The sequence below is a fragment of the Okeanomitos corallinicola TIOX110 genome (assembly GCF_038050375.1).
GTDB lineage: Bacteria > Cyanobacteriota > Cyanobacteriia > Cyanobacteriales > Nostocaceae > Okeanomitos > Okeanomitos corallinicola.
In genome coordinates, this window is sequence record NZ_CP150886.1 from 300,806 (window position 1) to 320,524 (window position 19,719).

At 37.3% G+C, this 19,719-nt stretch carries 19 protein-coding genes; 12 read left to right on the forward strand and 7 right to left on the reverse strand.

Going from position 1 to position 19,719, the window contains the following annotated elements; translation table 11 throughout:
- The first annotated feature begins 65 nt into the window (after window positions 1–65).
- From WJM97_RS01305 to WJM97_RS01340, 8 genes are all read left to right on the forward strand, one after another.
- The gene (locus WJM97_RS01305; RefSeq protein WP_353931272.1) at window positions 66–437 is read left to right on the forward strand and encodes a CTB family bacteriocin; all 372 of its coding nucleotides are present in this window, start codon (window positions 66–68) and stop codon (window positions 435–437) included.
- A gap of 383 nt (window positions 438–820) precedes the next feature.
- Window positions 821–1,156, forward strand: a complete 336-nt coding sequence (locus tag WJM97_RS01310; RefSeq protein WP_353931273.1) for a CTB family bacteriocin — start codon at window positions 821–823, stop codon at window positions 1,154–1,156.
- A gap of 47 nt (window positions 1,157–1,203) precedes the next feature.
- Window positions 1,204–1,479: a CTB family bacteriocin gene (locus WJM97_RS01315; RefSeq protein WP_353931274.1), complete on the forward strand. Its 276-nt coding sequence runs from the start codon at window positions 1,204–1,206 to the stop codon at window positions 1,477–1,479.
- Between the two features lie 425 nt (window positions 1,480–1,904).
- Window positions 1,905–3,419, forward strand: coding sequence for an HlyD family efflux transporter periplasmic adaptor subunit (locus WJM97_RS01320; RefSeq protein WP_353931275.1), 1,515 nt, complete (start codon window positions 1,905–1,907; stop codon window positions 3,417–3,419).
- A 101-nt stretch (window positions 3,420–3,520) separates the two neighbouring features.
- The gene (locus WJM97_RS01325; RefSeq protein ID WP_353931276.1) at window positions 3,521–5,689 is read left to right on the forward strand and encodes a peptidase domain-containing ABC transporter; all 2,169 of its coding nucleotides are present in this window, start codon (window positions 3,521–3,523) and stop codon (window positions 5,687–5,689) included.
- A 55-nt stretch (window positions 5,690–5,744) separates the two neighbouring features.
- On the forward strand, window positions 5,745–6,074 hold the full coding sequence (locus WJM97_RS01330; RefSeq protein ID WP_353931277.1) for a hypothetical protein: 330 nt from the start codon (window positions 5,745–5,747) through the stop codon (window positions 6,072–6,074).
- 473 nt (window positions 6,075–6,547) lie between these two features.
- Window positions 6,548–6,724: a hypothetical protein gene (locus WJM97_RS01335; RefSeq protein ID WP_353931278.1), complete on the forward strand. Its 177-nt coding sequence runs from the start codon at window positions 6,548–6,550 to the stop codon at window positions 6,722–6,724.
- Between the two features lie 275 nt (window positions 6,725–6,999).
- A complete protein-coding gene (locus WJM97_RS01340) occupies window positions 7,000–7,254 on the forward strand; it encodes a hypothetical protein (RefSeq protein ID WP_353931279.1) in 255 nt (84 codons plus the stop codon).
- Window positions 7,255–7,287: 33 nt separating this feature from the next.
- Here the strand turns inward: WJM97_RS01340 and WJM97_RS01345 are convergent, their stop codons facing one another.
- On the reverse strand, window positions 7,288–8,181 hold the full coding sequence (locus WJM97_RS01345; RefSeq protein WP_353931280.1) for an alpha/beta fold hydrolase: 894 nt from the start codon (window positions 8,179–8,181) through the stop codon (window positions 7,288–7,290).
- 409 nt (window positions 8,182–8,590) lie between these two features.
- Here WJM97_RS01345 and WJM97_RS01350 point away from each other — a divergent pair, with 409 nt between their 5' ends.
- The 4 genes from WJM97_RS01350 (at window position 8,591) to WJM97_RS01365 (ending at window position 11,706) form a co-directional block, all read left to right on the forward strand.
- Entirely contained in the window at window positions 8,591–9,157 is a 567-nt protein-coding gene (locus tag WJM97_RS01350; RefSeq protein WP_353931281.1) for a thioredoxin family protein, read from the forward strand.
- A gap of 82 nt (window positions 9,158–9,239) precedes the next feature.
- Window positions 9,240–9,968, forward strand: coding sequence for a UMP kinase (gene pyrH / locus WJM97_RS01355; protein WP_353931282.1), 729 nt, complete (start codon window positions 9,240–9,242; stop codon window positions 9,966–9,968).
- On the forward strand, window positions 9,955–10,503 hold the full coding sequence (gene frr / locus WJM97_RS01360) for a ribosome recycling factor (protein WP_353931283.1): 549 nt from the start codon (window positions 9,955–9,957) through the stop codon (window positions 10,501–10,503). The genes pyrH and frr overlap by 14 nt, the downstream gene beginning before the upstream one ends.
- 81 nt (window positions 10,504–10,584) lie before the next feature.
- On the forward strand, window positions 10,585–11,706 hold the full coding sequence (locus tag WJM97_RS01365) for a geranylgeranyl reductase family protein (RefSeq protein ID WP_353931284.1): 1,122 nt from the start codon (window positions 10,585–10,587) through the stop codon (window positions 11,704–11,706).
- Window positions 11,707–11,898: 192 nt separating this feature from the next.
- On the opposite strand, the gene WJM97_RS01370 is transcribed toward WJM97_RS01365, so the two are convergent.
- The 6 genes from WJM97_RS01370 to WJM97_RS01395 all read right to left on the reverse strand — a co-directional run bounded on the left by WJM97_RS01370 (window position 11,899) and on the right by WJM97_RS01395 (window position 19,482).
- A complete protein-coding gene (locus WJM97_RS01370; RefSeq protein ID WP_353931285.1) occupies window positions 11,899–12,894 on the reverse strand; it encodes a phosphotransferase in 996 nt (331 codons plus the stop codon).
- Between the two features lie 23 nt (window positions 12,895–12,917).
- Entirely contained in the window at window positions 12,918–14,765 is a 1,848-nt protein-coding gene (locus tag WJM97_RS01375; RefSeq protein ID WP_353931286.1) for an ABC transporter ATP-binding protein, read from the reverse strand.
- Between the two features lies 1 nt (window position 14,766).
- On the reverse strand, window positions 14,767–15,924 hold the full coding sequence (locus tag WJM97_RS01380; RefSeq protein ID WP_353931287.1) for a glycosyltransferase family 4 protein: 1,158 nt from the start codon (window positions 15,922–15,924) through the stop codon (window positions 14,767–14,769).
- Window positions 15,921–17,177 carry a glycosyltransferase family 4 protein gene (locus tag WJM97_RS01385; protein WP_353931288.1) on the reverse strand — a complete coding sequence of 419 codons (1,257 nt, stop codon included), beginning with the start codon at window positions 17,175–17,177 and terminating at the stop codon, window positions 15,921–15,923. The genes WJM97_RS01380 and WJM97_RS01385 overlap by 4 nt, the downstream gene beginning before the upstream one ends.
- A 68-nt stretch (window positions 17,178–17,245) precedes the next feature.
- The gene (locus WJM97_RS01390) at window positions 17,246–18,490 is read right to left on the reverse strand and encodes a glycosyltransferase family protein (RefSeq protein WP_353931289.1); all 1,245 of its coding nucleotides are present in this window, start codon (window positions 18,488–18,490) and stop codon (window positions 17,246–17,248) included.
- 200 nt (window positions 18,491–18,690) lie between these two features.
- Window positions 18,691–19,482, reverse strand: a complete 792-nt coding sequence (locus WJM97_RS01395; RefSeq protein WP_353931290.1) for a type II CAAX endopeptidase family protein — start codon at window positions 19,480–19,482, stop codon at window positions 18,691–18,693.
- Window positions 19,483–19,719 lie beyond the last annotated feature (237 nt).

A 19,719-nucleotide genomic window follows, 5' to 3' on the forward strand; every position in this document is an offset into this window, starting at 1 on the left:
GGTAATGCTTATAGTTTGGTTATTAGGTTGTGATTCACCTAATTTCGTAAGTGAGGCTAATAATTATGTCAAATCAAATAAATTCTGCTTTGTTCGTGACATTATCTGACTACCAACAAGAATTTATTACTGGTGGGGCTGATTTTGAATTGGCTGGTAGTAACTTCGCTAACAGATTAGCAAATCTGCAAGGTACTACAGTTTCTGGTCCTAACGGTAGCACCGGTAATTCTATAGGTACAAGTTCTGCTACCAATACCGCAGCGCAAGACTTGTTAGGGTTGGGTGCAGCTACTATTCCTGATGTTGGTGCTTTGGGTGCTGCACCTATTCTGAATGGACAAGGAGCAATCGAAGGGCCAATGGCTGGAGCAGTCCCTGTCGCCCCTGTTGGTGGTGGCGGTCCTTTCGGAGGTGCTGGGGGTCCTTTCGGCTAATGTAGCCTTAGTTTTTTGATATTTTATCTTGTCTAAAAAATCAACTTTTAACTATACCAGATTGCTTCTTTTATCTAGAGTTGGTAATCTCAAATCAAATTACCCAAGTTTTCTGGACACTTTTATCTAAAATCTGCAATTGTGATTTTTAATTATTAACCAGTAATTGCAGATATTCGGTTTTTAGTTATATCAAGCTGTACTTCATAATCTCTGCGGTACGCTTGAGACTAGATTCCATAAATGTTGTGTGTGAGTTGATTTTTTTAGCAATCTTTAAATAATGGATTCTAGAGGTGATTCTGTTTATTTCACCGAAAACATTAATCAGTTCATTTACTAGAATCCTTTTTTTTAAAATGATATCATTTAGGCTGAAGATTATGTCATATATCACCATACCTTTACTTACAGATTTATCTGAACAACAACAGGAAATTATCACTGGTGCTACTGATTTTGAGTTAGCTGGTAGCAATTTTGCCAATAGAATTGTGATGTTACGCGGTTTAACATCTTCTGGACCTAATGGTAGTTTTGCTAGTTCTTTTGGTCAAAGTTCGGAAGTTAATACCGCAGCACAGGATTTTTTAGGATTGGGTGCATTATCTATACCTAATTTTCCAGCTTTAGGACAAGCACCGATTCTTAATGGTTTACCATCTTTACCCAGACTTGGTTTAAGAAGTTTAGGCAATTTAATCAATCAAGATACTTAATTTTGATAATCTGGCTAATTAATTTACGGTAAGCAAGGCTGATAATTATGTTATTAAAAATAATCCAACCACCATTATTGATGGAAATACCTAATCACGATCAAGAATTAATCAAGGGTGGTAATAAAGCCCAGATGAGTAATAATAAATTTACTCAGGAAAACTCTAATACTTTCCAAGCGAATAATGCTGATAAGTTTGGCAATATTTCTCAAGTTCAAACTGATTTTAGTGATGTTAACAGTGGCGCGCAGTCCATATTATCATCTGATGTGATTGGTCAAAATCAATCCCATGGCATAAATACTTTAACAGCAATTTAACATCATGAGCTAGGAATTTTATGATTAGACTTGATGATTTATCAGTTATAGGAAGAGGGGAGAGGAGATTCTAATTACTCGCTCAATGTAAGTGAGGACTTTGAGGGAGTTTGAGCGTTCTCCTCGGTTTTCTCTCAGCGTTGCCTACGTCAGAGATATCAAGAAAAGTTATTACCATAATTGGTTTTAACTTCTCCTATCCCCCACAAACAATTATAGATGATGATTAGGAATCTGACACTTTTTTCTCTTGATTTAAGAAATATAAATCTATTGTCATCAGCTTGATAATTTTCACACATAAATATCATCAATATCTGTCAAAAGTGAGATGTAAATATACTTGTTTCAGGTTTTGTTGCCGGGATTATATCTAGTATTAATCCCTTTGTTTGTTGATGTTTAAATACAGAGGGTGCAACACTGTGAATTCTTTAGACCGCCACGAAAACTATATTTGGAATACAGTTAGTGATCATAGTTATGATCATTTACATTTAGTAGAAGTAAATGAGTTTTTACCCCAAATCCAGAAATGGACTAGCATTGGTGTGGGGGTAATGATGACTATATTTGTGGTGGGTGTAGGTTTAACAAATGTGCTTACTTATAAGGTAACTGTGAAAGTTCCTGCTAATATTAGACCTGTGGGAGAATTAAAGTTAGTTGAATCATCTATTTCTGGTCAGGTACAAAAAATTCTTGTCAAGGCTAATCAGGTAATTAATCAAGATGATGCAATCGCCTATATTGACAATTCTCGTCTGCAAACACAGAAACAACAATTAGAAAATATTATTCAACAAAGTAAGTTACAACTTTTACAAGTTGATGCTCAAATCGAAGAAATTAATAATCAAATACAAGCACAGACCAACTTAAATAACCGGATAGTTGTTGCTGCACAAGCTGAGTTTATGGGTACTCAAAGAAACTTTGAAGACCAACAAATTAAGGCTAATGCAGAAATGAAACTAGCACAAGTTGAATTAAAATTTACTAGATTACAATTAGAACGTTTACAAAAAGAAAAACTACTAAGTGCAACTATTGAAGAAGCACAAGCAGCTTTAAATTTAGCCAGATTACAAAGAGATAGATTACAAGCAATTGCAAATTCTGGTGCTATTTCTCAAAGTATTTTAGAAGAAAAAGAACAAGCTGTTAAATCTGCTCAAGCTAAGTTAGAACAGACTAAAAACAATGCTAAAAATCTTTGGGAGGAAAAAGAACAAGCTTTGAAAATTGCTCAAACAAATCTAGAAAAAGCAAAAACAGCTATTAATCCTCATGATTCTGCGGTAATTATGGCAGCAGAAAGAATTAAACAAGAACAAGCTAGAGGTGAAGCAAGTTTAGCAGCTTTAAAAAAAGAATTGCAAACTTTATTACAACAAAAGTTAGAAATTCAAAAGCAATTAACTCGTACTGATCAAGATTTACAACAAACAAAAACTGACTTAAATAAAAGTATAATTCGCGCACCAATTACTGGTACATTATTACAATTAAAACTGCGTAACCCTGGACAAGTCGTACAACCTAGTGAAGCCATAGCGCAAATTGCACCTCTTAATGCACCTTTACAAATTAAGGCTTATATTCCTGCTCAAGATATTAATAAAGTAGCCAAAAATCAGAAAGTACAAATGCGAGTTTCTGCTTGTCCCTATCCAGATTATGGAACTCTTAAAGGTATTGTTACAAATGTCGCTCCAGATGCTTTACCTATTATACAAAATCAACTTAATAATAATACTAATTCTTCCCAAACAATTGGTTATGAAATTACTATTGAACCAGAGACACTGTATCTCAGTAGAGGTGAAAGCCGATGTCATTTACAATCAGGAATGCAAGGTTTAGCTGAAGTTATTTCTCGTCAGGAAACTGTCATGCAATTTATCCTCAGAAAAGCCAGATTAATTACTGATTTGTGATTAGTTATTATTTATTGGTTTTCAGAAAATGCAGATGATAAAAACATAGTTTTATCTTATCTAACTACTGAATTACTAAAATACTCACATTTTTTATGACTATGTTTAACATATTCAAAAATCGTCAAAAACATCAATGTATTTTACAGGCTAGTGAAGAAGACTGTGGTGCGGCTTGTTTAGCTGCTATCTGTAAATATTACGGACGTTTTTTAAGCATTAATAAAAGTAGAGAAGCCGTAGGTACAGGTCAATTAGGTACAACTTTATTAGGTTTAAAACGCGGTTCTGAGAATTTAGGATTTAATGCTAGAGCAGTAAAAGCATTACCAGAAATTGTTGATAAAATCACTGAAATTAAACTACCAGCAATTATTCATTGGCGTGGTTATCACTGGGTAATTTTATATGGTAAAAAAAGTAAAAATTATATTATAGCTGATCCGGCTGTAGGTATTCGCCATATCAACCGCCAAGAATTATTAACAGCTTGGAATGGCGTTATGCTCCTATTAGAGCCAGATTCAGAAAGGTTTTATCAACAACCCCATGAACAACCTCATGGTGGTTTATTGCGCTTTTTTATGCGGATTCTGCCCCATCGGGGACTACTTGCTCAAGTTCTAATTATTAATATTGCCTTGGGTATTTTAGCATTAGGCAGTCCTATTTTAATTCAATTATTAACAGATGATGTTTTAGTCAGAGGTGATATTCAATTATTGACAGTTGTGGTAATTTCTGTCATTGTCATGACATTATTTAGTAGTAGCTTGCAAGTCATACAAGCAACTATGATTGCTTATTTTGGACAACAATTACAATTAGGTTTAGTCTTAGATTTTGGTCGCAGAATTTTACAATTACCTTTAACTTATTATGAATCTCGACGTAGCGGAGAAATTACCAGTAGATTGAGTGACATTAATGAAATTAATCAATTAATTTCTCAAGTAGTTGTACTTTTACCCAGTCAGTTTTTTATCGCCATAATTTCTTTAGTATTAATGCTATTTTATAGCTGGCAACTTACAATAGCAGTGCTTGTATTTGCTGCCATAATGACTTTAGCTAGTTTACCATTTTTACCTATTCTGCAACAAAAAACTCGCAGTTTATTAGTTTTAGGTGCAGAAAATCAAGGGGTCTTAGTGGAAACTTTTAAAGGCGCGCAGGTCATGAAAACTACTAATGCTGCTCCTCAATTCTGGGATGAATTTCAAAGTCGTTTTGGTCGTTTAGCTAATCTTACTTTTAGCACAATTCAAATCGGAATCATCAATGGTACTGTTTCTAAACTTCTATCTACCCTTGGTGGTGTCATCCTATTATCAATAGGTAGTATGTTGGTAATTAATCACAAATTAAGTATTGGTCAAATGTTGGCTTTTAATGTTTTACAAGTCAATGTTTTAGCTTTAATTGGTTCTTTAATTGGTTTAGTAGATGAATATTTTCGTTCCCAAACTGCTATTTCGCGTTTATTAGAAGTTATTGATGCGACACCAGAAGTAGTTGGAGGTAGTCAAAAACCAATTGCACAAATTGCTAGTAATGATGATATTCTTTTTTCTCATCTTACCTTTCATCATGCCGGTAGAGTAGATTTATTAGAGGATTTTTCTCTCAAGCTTCCCGGTGGAAAAGTAATTGCTTTAATTGGTCAATCTGGTTGTGGTAAAAGTACCTTAGCAAAACTAATTGCAGGTTTATATCAACCCACTTCAGGTAATATCCGCATCGGTTTTTTTAATATCCATGATCTAGCTTTAGATTGTTTACGACAACAAGTGGTTTATGTACCCCAAGAACCTCATTTTTGGAGTCGTTCAATTTTAGAAAATTTCCGTTTAGGAACTCCAACTATTGCTTTTGAAGACATTGTTAAAGCTTGTGAAGTTGCAGATGCAGATAGTTTTATTAGTCAATTACCCAATAAATATCAAACTGTATTGGGAGAATTTGGTGCAAACCTTTCCGGTGGACAAAGACAAAGATTAGCGATCGCCAGAGGTATACTTACCAACCCACCAATTCTAATTTTAGATGAAGCTACAGCAGGACTAGATCCTGTTAGCGAAACTCATGTTTTAGACAGATTATTAGAATATCGTCAAGGAGAAACTACAATTTTAATTACCCATCGTCCTAGTGTCATTAATCGTGCAGATTGGATAGTTTTTATGGATAAAGGTGAGGTAATTTTACAAGGTAGTAGAGATATCTTTTTATCTCAAAAAGGAGAGCATTTAAAATTTTTAACTATATAAATAGGGCTTACTAAATGAACTATATAAGGATTTTATTACCTTTGGGAATAATCAAATGACAAATAATTCCACAACCAATAATCAACAACTCTTACATGATTTATCTGCATTAGAACAACAAAACATCATCGGTGGACAAGATTTTGCTGTCATTGGTAATGTTGATTTTTTCTTGCAAAAAACCGATATTGAAACTAATGCTGATAATCAATTAACAATGGGAGCTAATGAATCTAATTCTCAAAATACTAAATATAATTTATCTCAAATTACTATGGGTTTTTCCTTCACTTTTGGGTTGCCGAAAAATAATTTTAATCCTCATTCTCATCAGGTTCTAAATTTCTTACCTAATTTCCTCAAAAGATTATTCTTGTATAACTAGGACTTACGCAAAAAATCTCTCAAACTCTTATTTCTCTGTGTCCTCTGCGGTTCATTCTTCTATGACTTGTGCGTAAGTCCTGATAACAACGGATAAGGCAATTAGGACATTAACCAAGGCTAAAACTTGGAAACTCAAAGGCTGCTATACTGTCACCTGTCACCTACTACAAGTAATAATATCTTCTGATGATTCTAAAACCTCTTGTGGTGTACTTTCCGTACTTTGCAGTTTTTTATCGCTTGATATTTCTCTAGAAGTGAATTTATTTACATCTCCATATATTTCAATGACTAATATTAATTTTTAAAAATAAGTCTAAAGAAATAAATATATAACTGATAAATATAACTCAAGCCTAATTAATTAAAAGACTCCATTCGTAATATTAGAAGTACAGCAGGTAATATCTAATTATCCATTTTGGCTATTACCTAAAAACTAAAAATATCATGTAAGTGAGGCAATTAACTATGTTCAATCAAATTGAGCGGTTTAATTTCATGGAATTAACAACAGAAGAACAGCAATTTATATCAGGAGGATATGGTAACTCCTCTCCTTGTTGTCAACCGCCTCGATGTTGTGGTTGTGATTCCCATGAACATTCGATGCCCTATAAAAACTTTATGTACTCTTATGGGTATTAATCACCTCAAGTCTTAGTGGAAAAGATGTCAGGATTCAAGATAAAAAATCTAGTAATTAGAAGAATTCAAAATATCTCAAAGATGTTTATTCTTTCATTAGATAACCATTTTTCTAATTATATATTTTGAGTTCTTATAATTCTGAATCCTGACAAAAATAAACCATAAGATGTAATTTCAATTATTAGTTTTATAACCAAAGAATTATTGAAAATAATCTTATTAATCTCTATAAAAATAGTATAGCTTGATAAAACTAATTGAGGCTAAAAATCATGTTAGAACAAAATATCAAATCAGATTTGATTCAGGATGTTTCCAGCGAAGAACAACAACTTTTATCTGGTGGACGTTGGGGTAGAGGTCGTCCTTGGGGCGGTGGCTGGGGTGGAGGTCGTCCTTGGGGTGGCGGCTGGGGTGGAGGTCGTCCTTGGGGTGGCGGCTGGGGTGGAGGTCGTCCTTGGGGCGGCGGTTGGGGTGGAGGTCGTCCTTGGGGCGGCGGCTGGGGTGGAGGTCGTCCTCGATGGTAATAAGCTCTATCAAAGCTACTCCAAGATATGAGGTTAAACCGATAGCGCACCAATCCAATCTTGTAAAATGGGGTTGACTAACTCCGGTGCCTCATCCTGGGGGCAGTGTCCCACTCCTTCTAAGGGAATAAATTTTTGTACTTGGGGAAAATTGGCTAACTCTTGACCTAAATTAATTGGTTCCCAAGGGTCAGCCGTTCCCCATAAAATAATCACTGGACAAGACAAAATAGGTAAAAGGTCTTCCGGTAATGGTCCACTAGAATAGGCCGTGAAAGCTAGAAAAACCGCAGCAGCACCGGGATCACTAGCTGGTTTCATTAAAATTTCTATTAATTCATCTGTTACTGTCTCTCCGTTCGCATAGGCTTGTAACAGAATTTTTTTAACTGTATTTGGTTTAGCTAATTGATTGAAAAAGAAGTTGCCGACTGCTTTAATTGATAGAATCTTTTGTAAAATCGGCGCACCCAGGCGTTTTGTCCAAGGTAAAGTTAATCGTTTGCGATCATGTAATAAACGCAAAGAACAGTTAATTAAAGCTGTTCCTAAAGCCATATCTGGGGCAATGACAGCAGCTTGTAAAATTACAATACAGCCAATAGAATTACCTATTAAAAATGCAGGTTCTCCCACCACTTCCCGACAAAAATCTGCAACTTGTTGTCCCCACGTTTCTAATGTGTATGTGATTTTTTCCCCTGGTTCTGGTTTAGCAGATGCGCCAAAACCTATTAAATCAAGAGCATAGACGCGGTAATTTTCTGCTAATACTGGTATATTTTTGCGCCAATGTCCCCATGATGCACCAAACCCATGTATTAAAATTACAGCAGGCCCTTTGTTTCCTTGGGTCTGATAACAGATGGGGAAATCTTGCCACATCCAGGTTTTAGGTAATGCAAATATATCTGTTAAGTTGGTCATTTGATTGGAAATTTTAGATTGACTATTTCCGAAATTATAAGAATCTTACTTTAACAAAATTTTATGCAAAATCATGCTTATTTAATGCTAAAATTAACACCAGTAATGAGGTGATCAGTTTTAAATTTTGTTCCATATCAGTCTATTACAGAACATTTCCAGTAAACAAGGTATATGCTAAAACCCAAAATATTGATATCAAAGTAGTTATTATGCTTACCTTTTACCGCTGACATCTGTGAAGACTCAAAAGACGGCAAAATTAACATTTTAACTGAAATGTTAGGAATGAAATTCTCAAGGTAGAATAATATTAAACACCAAATAAATACTTAGGCGTGGTTTTATACTGAGAAACAAACGCTAACCCAAAAAAAACTTTGTGCATAGTTCCTTCAGGCAAGAAAAGATGAACAAATTAGAAACAATTGATACTCCAATAGGTAGTTATGCCCCAGATTTTGAGTTGCCCGGAATTGATGATCGAGTACACCATCTTAGTCGCTATTTAGAGAACTTACGCTCAGTCTGCGTAGTTTCTATGTCTAATAAATGCCCTTATGTAGAACAATATATAGACAGACTCAAGAACATCCAAGCAGAATTTGCCGAGAATGGTTTTACACTTATAGGCTTAAATAGTAGTCAAGACGAACTAGGCCAAGAGGGTAGTTCTGGTTCAAATTTTGAGAATATGAAAAAGTTTGGCGATCGCCATCAATTAAATTTTCCCTATCTATGGGACACAACACAAGATGTCACCCGTAGCTTTGGCACTATCACTACAGCCACTGCATTTTTAATTGATAGTAACGGGATTTTGCGTTACAAAGGTCAAATTGACGATCATCCCCAAGATCCATCAGCTTCAGGGACAGATTATTTAACGAATGCGATCGCCAATTTATTTGCCAGCCAAGAAATTCAACCAACCGAAACTCCACAGGTAGGTACACCACTAACATGGCGGAAATAAACCTGAAGATAGACACAGATGGTCATTGTGCTGCTATCTTAAATTGGAGGCAATTGCAACTTATTTGATAAAGCGTAACTTCATGGGAACGAATTACCGACGGGTTTTACTTAAACTGAGCGGTGAGGCCTTGATGGGCAACATGGGCTATGGCATTGATCCAGAAGTAGTCAAGGGAATAGCCGAAGAGTTGGCAGAGGTAGTAGCCAGTGGCGTTCAAGTCGCTATAGTCGTTGGCGGCGGCAACATCTTTAGGGGTGTGAAAGCGGCATCATTGGGAATGGATAGGGCAACCGCCGACTACGTAGGAATGATTGCCACAGTCATGAATGCCATGACCCTACAAGACTCGCTGGAAAGAATAGGGATACAAACCCGCGTCCAAACAGCGATCGCTATGCAGGAATTAGCAGAACCCTATATCCGTCGTCGCGCCATCCGTCATCTAGAAAAAGGACGGGTGGTAATTTTTGGAGCAGGTTCAGGAAATCCTTTCTTTACTACAGACACCACTGCGGCTTTAAGAGCAGCAGAAATAGAAGCAGAAGTAATTTTCAAAGCCACCAAAGTAGACGGAATTTACGACGCAGACCCCGAAATTTATCCTCAAGCCAAGCGTTATACCACCCTTACCTACGCCCATGTTTTGGCTCAAGATTTGCGAGTCATGGATAGTACCGCAATTGCCCTATGTAAAGAAAATAATATTCCCATTCTGGTATTTGACTTAACGGTGCGAGGAAACATCCGCCGTGCAGTAATGGGAGAATCTATTGGCACCCTTGTGGGAGGTTCTTGTGAAATTAGATGAAGCCGAAAGTAAAATGCAAAATACCGTTGAGGCTACTCAACGAGCTTTTAATACCATTCGCACCGGACGTGCTAATTCGAGTCTATTGGATAAGGTACAGGTGGAATATTATGGCACACCTACACCCTTAAAATCCCTGGCCAACATTAGTACACCTGATGCCACAACCATCCTCATTCAGCCTTACGATAAAGGCAGCTTGAATATAGTTGAAAAAGCCCTCTCTATGTCAGACGTGGGTTTAACCCCCAGTAACGACGGTTCAGTGATTCGTTTGAACATCCCTCCTTTGACCAGCGATCGCCGTAAAGAATTTGTCAAACTTGCTGCTAAGTATGCCGAAGAAGGTCGAGTTGGTATTCGCAATATCCGCCGTGATGCTTTAGATACAATTCGTAAACAAGAAAAAGCTGCGGAAGTTTCCGAAGATGAATCACGGGATCTACAAGACAAACTGCAAAAATTAACTAACAAATTCACTGCCAAAGTAGACGACTTACTAGCAGAAAAAGAAAAAGACATCACCACTGTCTAAGTTGGTGATTGGTGATTGGTGGGTTACTAATATTTCCCACCTCCCCATCTCCCCATTTCTCCATCTCCCCATTCCCTATTCATGTACGATTCCATTATCATTGGCGCTGGCCCAGCAGGTGGCACAGCAGCTTATCACTTAGCCAAGCGGGGACACTCAGTATTGGTTCTAGAAAAAAACTCCCTACCTAGATATAAACCCTGTGGTGGTGGTGTTTCACCAGCGATCGCCCAATGGTTTGATTTTGACTTTAGTCCTGCTATTTCTGTGAAAGTAGACTCCTTACGCTTTACCTGGAAACTTGAAGATCCCGTAGAAGCGAAAATAGGTATTCAAGAACCAGTCTGGATGGTGCGACGAGATATATTTGACCATTTTCTGGTTAAACAAGCTCAAAACCAAGGTGCTGAATTACGAGATAACACAGAAGTCACAGGTATAGAATTTAAAACCGATCATTGGCAAGTCAACACAGCCAATGGATCATTTAGCGGTCGCTACCTAATTGCTGCTGATGGTGCTAAAGGCCCAATGGCAAAATGGTTAGGTTTTAAAAACCGTAAACGCCAGTTAGCAGGAGCTTTAGAAGCAGAAGTCACCGCAGATGTAGTTAATAAAAATATTGCACACTTCGAGTTTGGATTAATTAAAAACGGTTATATCTGGAATTTTCCTAAAGCTGATGGTTACTCTATTGGTGTAGGTACATTTATTGGTGGCCAACCTCAAGATTTCAAAAAAATATTAACCGAATATTCCCAACTCTTTAACGTAGACCTAACAACAGGTAAACAGTACGGTCATCCCATCTCTTTATGGAATGGCGAACAAAAATTACATACTCAAAATGCAGTTTTAGCAGGTGAAGCAGCTTGTCTAGTTGATCCTTTCACAGCTGAAGGTATTCGTCCTTCTATGTTTAGTGGTCTTTTAGCTGCCCAATTTATTAGTGAAGCTATCGGTGGTGATATCAATGCCCTAGAAAATTATACTCATGCCATGAATGAACAGTGGGGTACTGATATGGCCTGGGCAGCAAAATTAGCTAGTGCATTCTATCGTTTTCCAGGTATTGGTTATAAAGTTGGTGTTAAACGTCCCTCTGGCGCTCAGACTATGGGTAAAATTCTCAGTGGTGAATTACGTTATGCTGACGTAGCCAGTCGTGCCTTGAAGCGGTTGATACCTAGTTTGGGGTCTTGATTCATATTACAGCACTTCCCGGTGTTATGAGGTACATATCTAGCGGGCATCTTGCCCGCACCACAAGAGTTTCATTATTCAACTTTGTACCTCTTTAGAGCGGAATCTGCTGTAAGCTTATCCCCCGGCTGAAGCAAGGGGGATTTCGCGGGCATGGGGCATGGCACATAAGACTTTTATCAACAACCCTAATTACAAATTACGAATTACACTAAACCGCTGTTCACAGAGATTCAATAAGGATTCAGTCAAAAAAGAACGGTCTAAAAATAGAGTGCTAATATAAATATGTCTAACTAAAGTCAAAATAGTATAAGCTTCAATTCCCACTCTCAAGTCATCATCTGTAATCTGAATAAATCCCTCCATCAAAGAATTTTCTACCTCTTGTAAATACTCAGAATTACCAAATACCCGCAGACTATATTCCTGAATATGAGCAATAAAATTACCAATATCTAAAGCCGGATTACCTTGACAATATAAATCTAAATCTATTAAATATAAACGCTCATTATTAACAATTACTTGATCAGGATAAAAATCTCGATGAATACCACAATATTTTAACTCTAAAGTGTGATTTCCAAAATAATCACATTCTGCTAAAATTCTTTCTAAACGTTCTTGCCACTGTGGATATTTTTGGATAACCAAAGGAATTCGTTCATGTAAAATCCTCAGTTCATCATTCATAGTATGAGAACGCCTGGGAGGAATATTAGTTGTGTGTAGTTTATGGGCAGCTTCAGCAATTCTTTTTCCTAATAAAACACTATTATTTGATGTTAATAATTGAGTAAATGTCACACCTTCAACTTTACGCTGTAACCACATTTGCCATTCAGGAATTACACCCATAGGTTCAGGTACAGAAATACCATCCACACTATCATCAATAAACCCTGATTTCCATAAATATTTTTGTAATTCATAACTATGAAAATCAGTTCCCTTAGCTCGTATTTTCCCAATTAAAATTATTCTCTCTCCATCATCATTAACCAATTCATATTCAATTAAACAACGTCTTCCCGGTTTATGTCGAATAACTTCAATTTTTGCAATCTGGGTATTTTGGGCAATTGATAAATATTTAGTCAAATATTCCTTTACTTGTGCCGGATCAATTGCTGCGGATAAAAAAGGCATTTTTAAATCAACCACACTATCAAAATTATCAATCATAAAAATATTTATATATTTATACTCTAATTCTCTCTGCGCCTCTGCGCCTCTGCGTGAGAAAAATCCTCCTCATTTCCCATAACATTTTGCACTTGATACAACGCTGCATAATGCCCATTTTGTTGCATCAATTCCCAATGAGAACCTTGTTCTAAAACCCACCCATTTTCCATGTAAAAAATCCTATCAGCATGAGTAGCAAAATTAAGATCATGGGTAATTAAAAACGTCGTGCGATTTCGAGAAAGCCTTTGCAGAGCATGAATTACAGCCTGTTCATTACCCTTATCCAAACCGGTTGTAGGTTCATCTAAAATGAGAATGGGAGTTTGACGAATAGCAGCACGAGCGATCGCAATTCTTTGGCGTTGTCCCCCCGAAAGTGTAGCCCCTCTTTCCCCGACAAAAGTATCATATCCTTGGGGTAAAGCTTGGATAAAATCATCAGCATTAGCTAAACAAGCCGCTGCTTTAATTTCAGCATCTGACACCCCAACTACACCATAGGCGATATTTTCCCGAATCGTAGCTGCAAACAAAATACTTTCTTGTAAAACCACGGAAATTTGCGGCCGTAATGATGCTAATGTGTACCCTCGAATATCCCTACCATCAATCATAATCCGACCCCCAGAAGGATCATAAAGCCGTAACAACAAACTCACTAATGTAGATTTCCCACTACCAGAAGTACCCACAATCGCTATTTGTTGACCTGGTTGAATATCTAAATTAATATCTTCTAACAGAACTTGTCCTGGTTCATAGCCAAAATTAACGTGTTCAAAACAAACTTCACCCCGGAAAATTGGTGCAGGAGTTGCATTTGGTAAATCTCTAATTTCCGGTTGCTGTTGTAATATATCTAAGATTCTTTCCCCTGAAGCCGCTGCCTTAGCCAGTCTGCCGGTGTACTTAGCAAAGTTCTGTACTGGCTTAAAGGCATTTTTGAGATAGGTGATAAATACCAGTACATCCCCTGGTGTGAGCGCATTTTGCAAAGCCAACCAAGAACCATACCAAAGAACTACAGCCGTTCCTAAAGCGATGACAACATCTACAGTTCTTTCTAAGTAGGCGGATAGACGTTGGGTTTTAACACTCTCATTCAGGCTACGCTGATTTTGTTGAGAAAAAACCTTGGCAAAGGCATCTTGCAACCAAAGAGCTTTAACCAATTTAATGGCAGCAATTGATTCAGCCGCAGTAGCAGCTAAAGCCCCTTCTTGTTTGCGTTGCTTTAATGAGGACTCTTTAATTTTTTGGCTGAGGCGATTGGTGACTAACCAAAATAACGGTAAAGTCAGCAGTGAGAGGAGGGTGAGGCTAGGATTCATCCATAACATCACCCCAATCATAGTAAACAGACTGAGAATACTGACTACTAAGGGTAATGCAGCCGTAATCATAATCTCTTGTAGACGACTGGCATCACTACTAACACGAATAATTAAATCACCGCTACGGGCTTGGGTATGATAGGACAAAGACAAATTTTGCAGATGACAATATAAATGATGACGCACTTTACCCATAACGCGACTACCGACGGTAGCCAATCCTACGGTACTCCAGTAAGCAGCAAAAGCGCGTAATCCTGTAAATATCAGGAATGCAACTGCGGAAAGTGTTAATAACGTAATCGGTTCTAAATTTGCAATTATGGGAATATTGGTTGGTTGATGATTGGGGATGAGAACATAGTCAAATACAAACTTGAGTGGCCAAGGTTCTAGTACCCGTAGTCCTACATCTGTAATCAGAGCGATCGCCGAAACTAATAGGAGTCCGTAGTGGGGGCGAATGTAAGGCCAGAAATAAACCAGAATGCCCCAAAGACCAGGAATAGCTTTTTTGAGGGATTTTGCCATTTTATAGTTTTAAATCCCCATAGAGTCCCGCTATATGCAGAATTTGTTGAGCTACATCATTCCAGGTATGATTTTTGATCACCTTTTGACGTGCAGCTTGTCCGAGACTGTGACGGAGAGAAGGCGATCGCCACAATTTTTCTAATGCTTCTGCTAGAGCGATCGCATCCCCCGGAGGACAAAAAATACCATTAACTTCCGGTTCAATTAAATCTACTAATTGTCCAATTTTACTCACAACCACAGGCAAACCAGCCGCCATATATTCATAAACTTTCAAAGGTGAAAAATAAAAATCTGATTGTGCTGGATAAGGTGCAACAGCAACATTCATTTTTGCTAAAAATTGCGGAACTTGATCAGGATTTACCGCACCAGTAAATTCAATACAATCATCTAATCCAAGCACCGATAATTCAGCCTGAATATTTTCCCTTTCTGGACCATCACCAACAATTAAAAGTCGGGATTGGGGAACTTTTTGGTGTAATTGAGCAAAAGCTTCTGTGAGAATTGATAACCCATGCCAAGGTTTGAATGTCCCCACAAATCCCACAGTAAAATCTTCTGATTCAGCAGCAACATTAAGATTAGAAAACCTGTCAGGATTAACCCCATTAGGAATTACATAAATTTTTTCAGCATCTACATACTTGATTAAATAGGTTTTTACTTCCTCCGAAACCGCAATTACAGCAGCAGCAGCTTCAAAAACCCGACTTGCTACCATTTCAGCACTATCAACATCAATCAAACCCCGATATTTTATTTGTTCTTTAATCAAAGGAGAATTCACCTCTAATATTCCTGGAATACCTCTTTTTTGGGCAAATTCCATCGCGCTATAACTCCACAGAGAATAACGCTCATAAATCAGATCAATATTTCCCAAACCCTGTAAATTTAAACGTAAATCCTCATTAATTCCCAAAGCTATTTTTTCCCTAACTTCTATTTCTACCTTGGGAATATAAGGCAATTTATGAACAATAATATTAGCTAAATCTATTGGTGGTGTTCCCCCAATTCTAGTAGCCAACAATTCAACCTCACTACCTTGTTTTTCTAATGCTCGTATCACCTCCTGAACATGAATAGAACAACCTTTTTTCCCAAAAACAGGAATCCCCAAATCAGCACAAACATAAGCAATTCTCACCTGCAAACCTCCTCTGCGCCTCTGTGTCTCTGCGTGCAAAATAACTCCCGTAAAACTGCGGTATTACTATCAACATCAAACTCAGACTCAATTAACTTTCTAGCCTGACTAGACAACCGCACCCGCAAAGCTGAATCAGTGATAAGTTCTTGAAGTGAAATAGCCAACTTTTCAGGATGATTTTGTGGCACAATTAACCCAGTTTCACCATGACGCACCACTTCAGGAATACCCGTGATATTTGTACTTACACAGGGTGTTCCTAATGCCATTGCTTCTAGTAAAACAGTAGGCAGTCCATCCCGGTTGCCATCTTTACCAACTACATAAGGTGCTGCAAACACAGCCGCTTTTTGTACCATTTTAAATACTTCATTTTGGGGATGTGGACCGACAATTTCCACACAAGATGACAATTCTAAATCTTGAATTTGTTGTTTTAATACTATTTCTAATGAACCTAGACCAACAATTTGACATTGAAACTCACAATTTCTCTGTTTCAAAATGGCACAAGCATCAATTAAAATAGATAACCCTTTTTTTTCAACTAACCGACCAACGGAAATAATTAAAGGTGGACGTTGAGCAGGTGAAGAATATTGTAATCTTCCTAAATTCAAACCATTATAAATACGTTTAATTTGCTGTGCAGCTTGAGGATATTTTGTTTGTAAATAATTGAGGTTGTAGTCACTGACAGTTACCACCGTAGCAGCATCCTGTAGTTTACGTTCCATGTCTGTAAATTCCACACTTTCATGAAAAATGTCTTTAGCATGAGCCGTGAAAGTGTAGGGAATACCTGTAAAATGGGATGCTAATCTGGCTACACTGGTAGCTACAGTGCCAAAATGGGCGTGTAAATGAGTAATACCTTTGAGTTTTACTTCTCGTGCTAACCATGCAGCTTGGTAGACTGTGCTGGCCTGTTCACCTTCAGCAATGGCCAATTTTGACCAAAAACCGGGAATAATTTGGTTAGCTTCTTGTAATTCTGCCCAAAAATAGCTGGCTGCTGTAGGTGCAAGACTATTGAGAGATGGACTGACACGGCCTTGAATTGGTTTTTTAATGTAGTTTACAGACGCTCTTACTTGAGAAATAATATTTTGAAAATGACTGTCGCTAGGTGGTCTTAAAGCGAAAATTTCAATTTTTAATCCTGCTGCTTCATGGGCTAAAATTTCATTGACAATAAATGTTTCAGAATAGCGGGGATAACGTTTGAGAACATAACCAACTGTGGGCATAATTCGTAATTTAATATTTGGCTTGGCGTTGCTGATTAAAAGTATGAATTTATCTTTTTATTGCTTTTTTAAGAAGCTTGTTTTGATGGATTATGAACAGGTATGAGTATTTCGCCTATAAATTGAGCAATTTGGTTGAGTCCGTTGAGGTTAACACAATTACGAATTTGTGGAGCTTTATTGTCTTGTGCTAACCAATCTGTCAATGCTTGAGGTGTGAGGTTTTGAGGATGTAGCATATCTACTAAACCGAGTGACTGTAAGCGTTCTGCTCTGACAAACTGCTCTTGACGGGGTGTAATACGGGGAACAATGAGCGATCGCTTTTGAAATGATAGTAATTCACAGGTTGTATTGTATCCACCCATTGCAATTATTCGGTCTGCATGATTTATTAACAGTGTTGGCTCTGGTAAGGATTTCAATACTCGTAAATTATCGCGTTGAACTGCTAATTTTTGTAGTCTTTTGTGTACCTCTGGTGGCATAAATGGTCCAGTTAAGATGATGCCATTCATATCTTGTGGTAGTTTTGCACTGGCAAAGGTTTCTGCTAATTTCTCTCCATCCTGTCCACCACCGACTAAGCATAATGCAAATTTTCCTGATGGCAAATTTAAGGATTTAAACGCCTGAATACTTTCAATATCAGTAAATTTAAGGCGATGACGTTGGTCAATATAACCGGTGTAGCGAATTTTATCAACTGTCTGAGGTTGAAAATTATATTCCCTAACTACATCATAAATAGCCGGATCTCCATACACCCAAACAGCATCATAATAAGTTTGAATGGCTTCTTCATTAGCCATGCGTTTCCAGTCTCTCTGCACAGATATGGGTTTGTCTAACACATCTCTTAAACCTAAAATGCAGCGTGTTTTTTCTTGGGTATGCAAGTAATTCAGTGTTGGTTCTAGTTCTCCAACTGCACCTCTGGGGACATTATCAACAATGAAAATATTAGGTTGAAAACTTTTGATCGTGGTCAGAATAACTTGCGATCGCAGTGTAATAATTTCTTGTAATGATAAATCTAATCTTTTTGCTTGATATTGACTATCAATATTTTTATACAAAGCTGGTAAACTCAAAAAATCAACCCCTGAAGGTATGGGTAAATTACTTCCATCCTGTATTCCACTAATCATTAAGATATCGATGTCTAAAGGCGAATATCTTAATGTTTGGGCAATTAATAAGTTACGGCGTTTATGTCCCAATCCCATTGTGTCATGGGAATAGAAAACAATGCGCCACTTACGATGATTTTGAGGCAAGTTTTTACCTGTCTCTGAGTCCTCTTTGGTCACTGTTACTCCTAATCTTCTAGAGCAAACTAATTTGGTATATTTAATTCATAGACAACCTAGTCAATATCTTGAGAAAGATTATAGTTAATTCTGGACTGGTTAACTACAGCAAGGATACCAACTTCTCTACGGACAATTGTTACTACGAATCATAATGTTACTGAGTTAGATGGATTTCAATAGTTGATAGTATCAGATCATCAAGAATTAGGAAGACTAACATTTGCACAGAAACACCAAATAAATACTCCTGTAAGCAAAACACAGAGAACCCCAGTTAAACCAGCTAGGGGTTTTTGATTTTTACCAGTTAACCATTCTGAGGCTTTACCAGTGTAGGTTATTAATCCCGCTGTATCTATGGTAGCGATCGCCCAGATCCAACCTGCATGGAGTCCCCAAGCTATCCCTAAATTATTGCTATCAGCTATTCTGGCCACTACCAACACCATTCCCATCAGCCATAAACCAGGTAATTGAGGTATGGTTTCTTGTTGTTCCCAAACTAAATGTAGTAAAGCAAAAATCAAACTAGAAATAACAGCAGCTAACCAAATCGGGTAATCTTGGTCTAAAGTAGTCAGTAAAAAACCCCGAAACACTAACTCTTCTATCCCTCCGACAAACAAAGCTACCGCAGAAATTGGTAGCAAAATACCGGGAATTAATTTGATATTGGATGTTTCTAGATAGCACCAACCTAACCAAAATTGGCAGGTAAACACCATGATTAGCCCCAATATACCCAAACCCAAACCTAGGAATAGGGAAGCAAAAATCGAAAAATTCCTAACTAATCCCTCATCGGCAAAAGATCCAAATCCTAACCAATTGAACCCCCAAATAATTAGAGGTGCTAATAAATAGAGAGATACTAATAAAGGTATTTTTTGCTCTGGTTGTAAGGATTTATTAATCTGCAACTTCAATACTGAGGCAGATATCACTGCCAATGGCAACCAAAATATTGCCCAAACCATAAAAAAAGCCATGACAACGAACACTACTGGCGCATTTTTTAAAAACACCAGTAATGTCTGGACAGATGGCTCTAGAAGTGATAGAAAAAAGTGTGGAAAAATCACGATATATAGTCAGATAAGATAGGGTATTTTGGCAATCTTCCAAAACCCTACCAGAATTTATGACTCATCGTCCAAAATATCAAATCGTATTTTGTTGTCAACAAAGCCTCAAACTACAAATACTGTTTATTTGTAAAAGTAGGG

What these genes read in the sequence shown, in the direction of transcription:
- WJM97_RS01365 (WP_353931284.1), top strand. Translation starts at nt 10,585, where the DNA reads ATGTACGATTCCATTATCATTGGCGCTGGCCCAGCAGGTGGCACAGCA.
- pyrH (WP_353931282.1), top strand. Translation starts at nt 9,240, where the DNA reads ATGGGAACGAATTACCGACGGGTTTTACTTAAACTGAGCGGTGAGGCC.
- WJM97_RS01375 (WP_353931286.1), bottom strand. Translation starts at nt 14,765, where the DNA reads ATGGCAAAATCCCTCAAAAAAGCTATTCCTGGTCTTTGGGGCATTCTG.
- WJM97_RS01395 (WP_353931290.1), bottom strand. Translation starts at nt 19,482, where the DNA reads ATGGCTTTTTTTATGGTTTGGGCAATATTTTGGTTGCCATTGGCAGTG.
- WJM97_RS01325 (WP_353931276.1), top strand. Translation starts at nt 3,521, where the DNA reads ATGTTTAACATATTCAAAAATCGTCAAAAACATCAATGTATTTTACAG.
- WJM97_RS01305 (WP_353931272.1), top strand. Translation starts at nt 66, where the DNA reads ATGTCAAATCAAATAAATTCTGCTTTGTTCGTGACATTATCTGACTAC.
- WJM97_RS01315 (WP_353931274.1), top strand. Translation starts at nt 1,204, where the DNA reads ATGTTATTAAAAATAATCCAACCACCATTATTGATGGAAATACCTAAT.
- WJM97_RS01330 (WP_353931277.1), top strand. Translation starts at nt 5,745, where the DNA reads ATGACAAATAATTCCACAACCAATAATCAACAACTCTTACATGATTTA.
- WJM97_RS01350 (WP_353931281.1), top strand. Translation starts at nt 8,591, where the DNA reads ATGAACAAATTAGAAACAATTGATACTCCAATAGGTAGTTATGCCCCA.
- WJM97_RS01340 (WP_353931279.1), top strand. Translation starts at nt 7,000, where the DNA reads ATGTTAGAACAAAATATCAAATCAGATTTGATTCAGGATGTTTCCAGC.
- WJM97_RS01345 (WP_353931280.1), bottom strand. Translation starts at nt 8,181, where the DNA reads ATGACCAACTTAACAGATATATTTGCATTACCTAAAACCTGGATGTGG.
- WJM97_RS01310 (WP_353931273.1), top strand. Translation starts at nt 821, where the DNA reads ATGTCATATATCACCATACCTTTACTTACAGATTTATCTGAACAACAA.
- WJM97_RS01370 (WP_353931285.1), bottom strand. Translation starts at nt 12,894, where the DNA reads ATGATTGATAATTTTGATAGTGTGGTTGATTTAAAAATGCCTTTTTTA.
- WJM97_RS01335 (WP_353931278.1), top strand. Translation starts at nt 6,548, where the DNA reads ATGTTCAATCAAATTGAGCGGTTTAATTTCATGGAATTAACAACAGAA.
- WJM97_RS01385 (WP_353931288.1), bottom strand. Translation starts at nt 17,177, where the DNA reads ATGCCCACAGTTGGTTATGTTCTCAAACGTTATCCCCGCTATTCTGAA.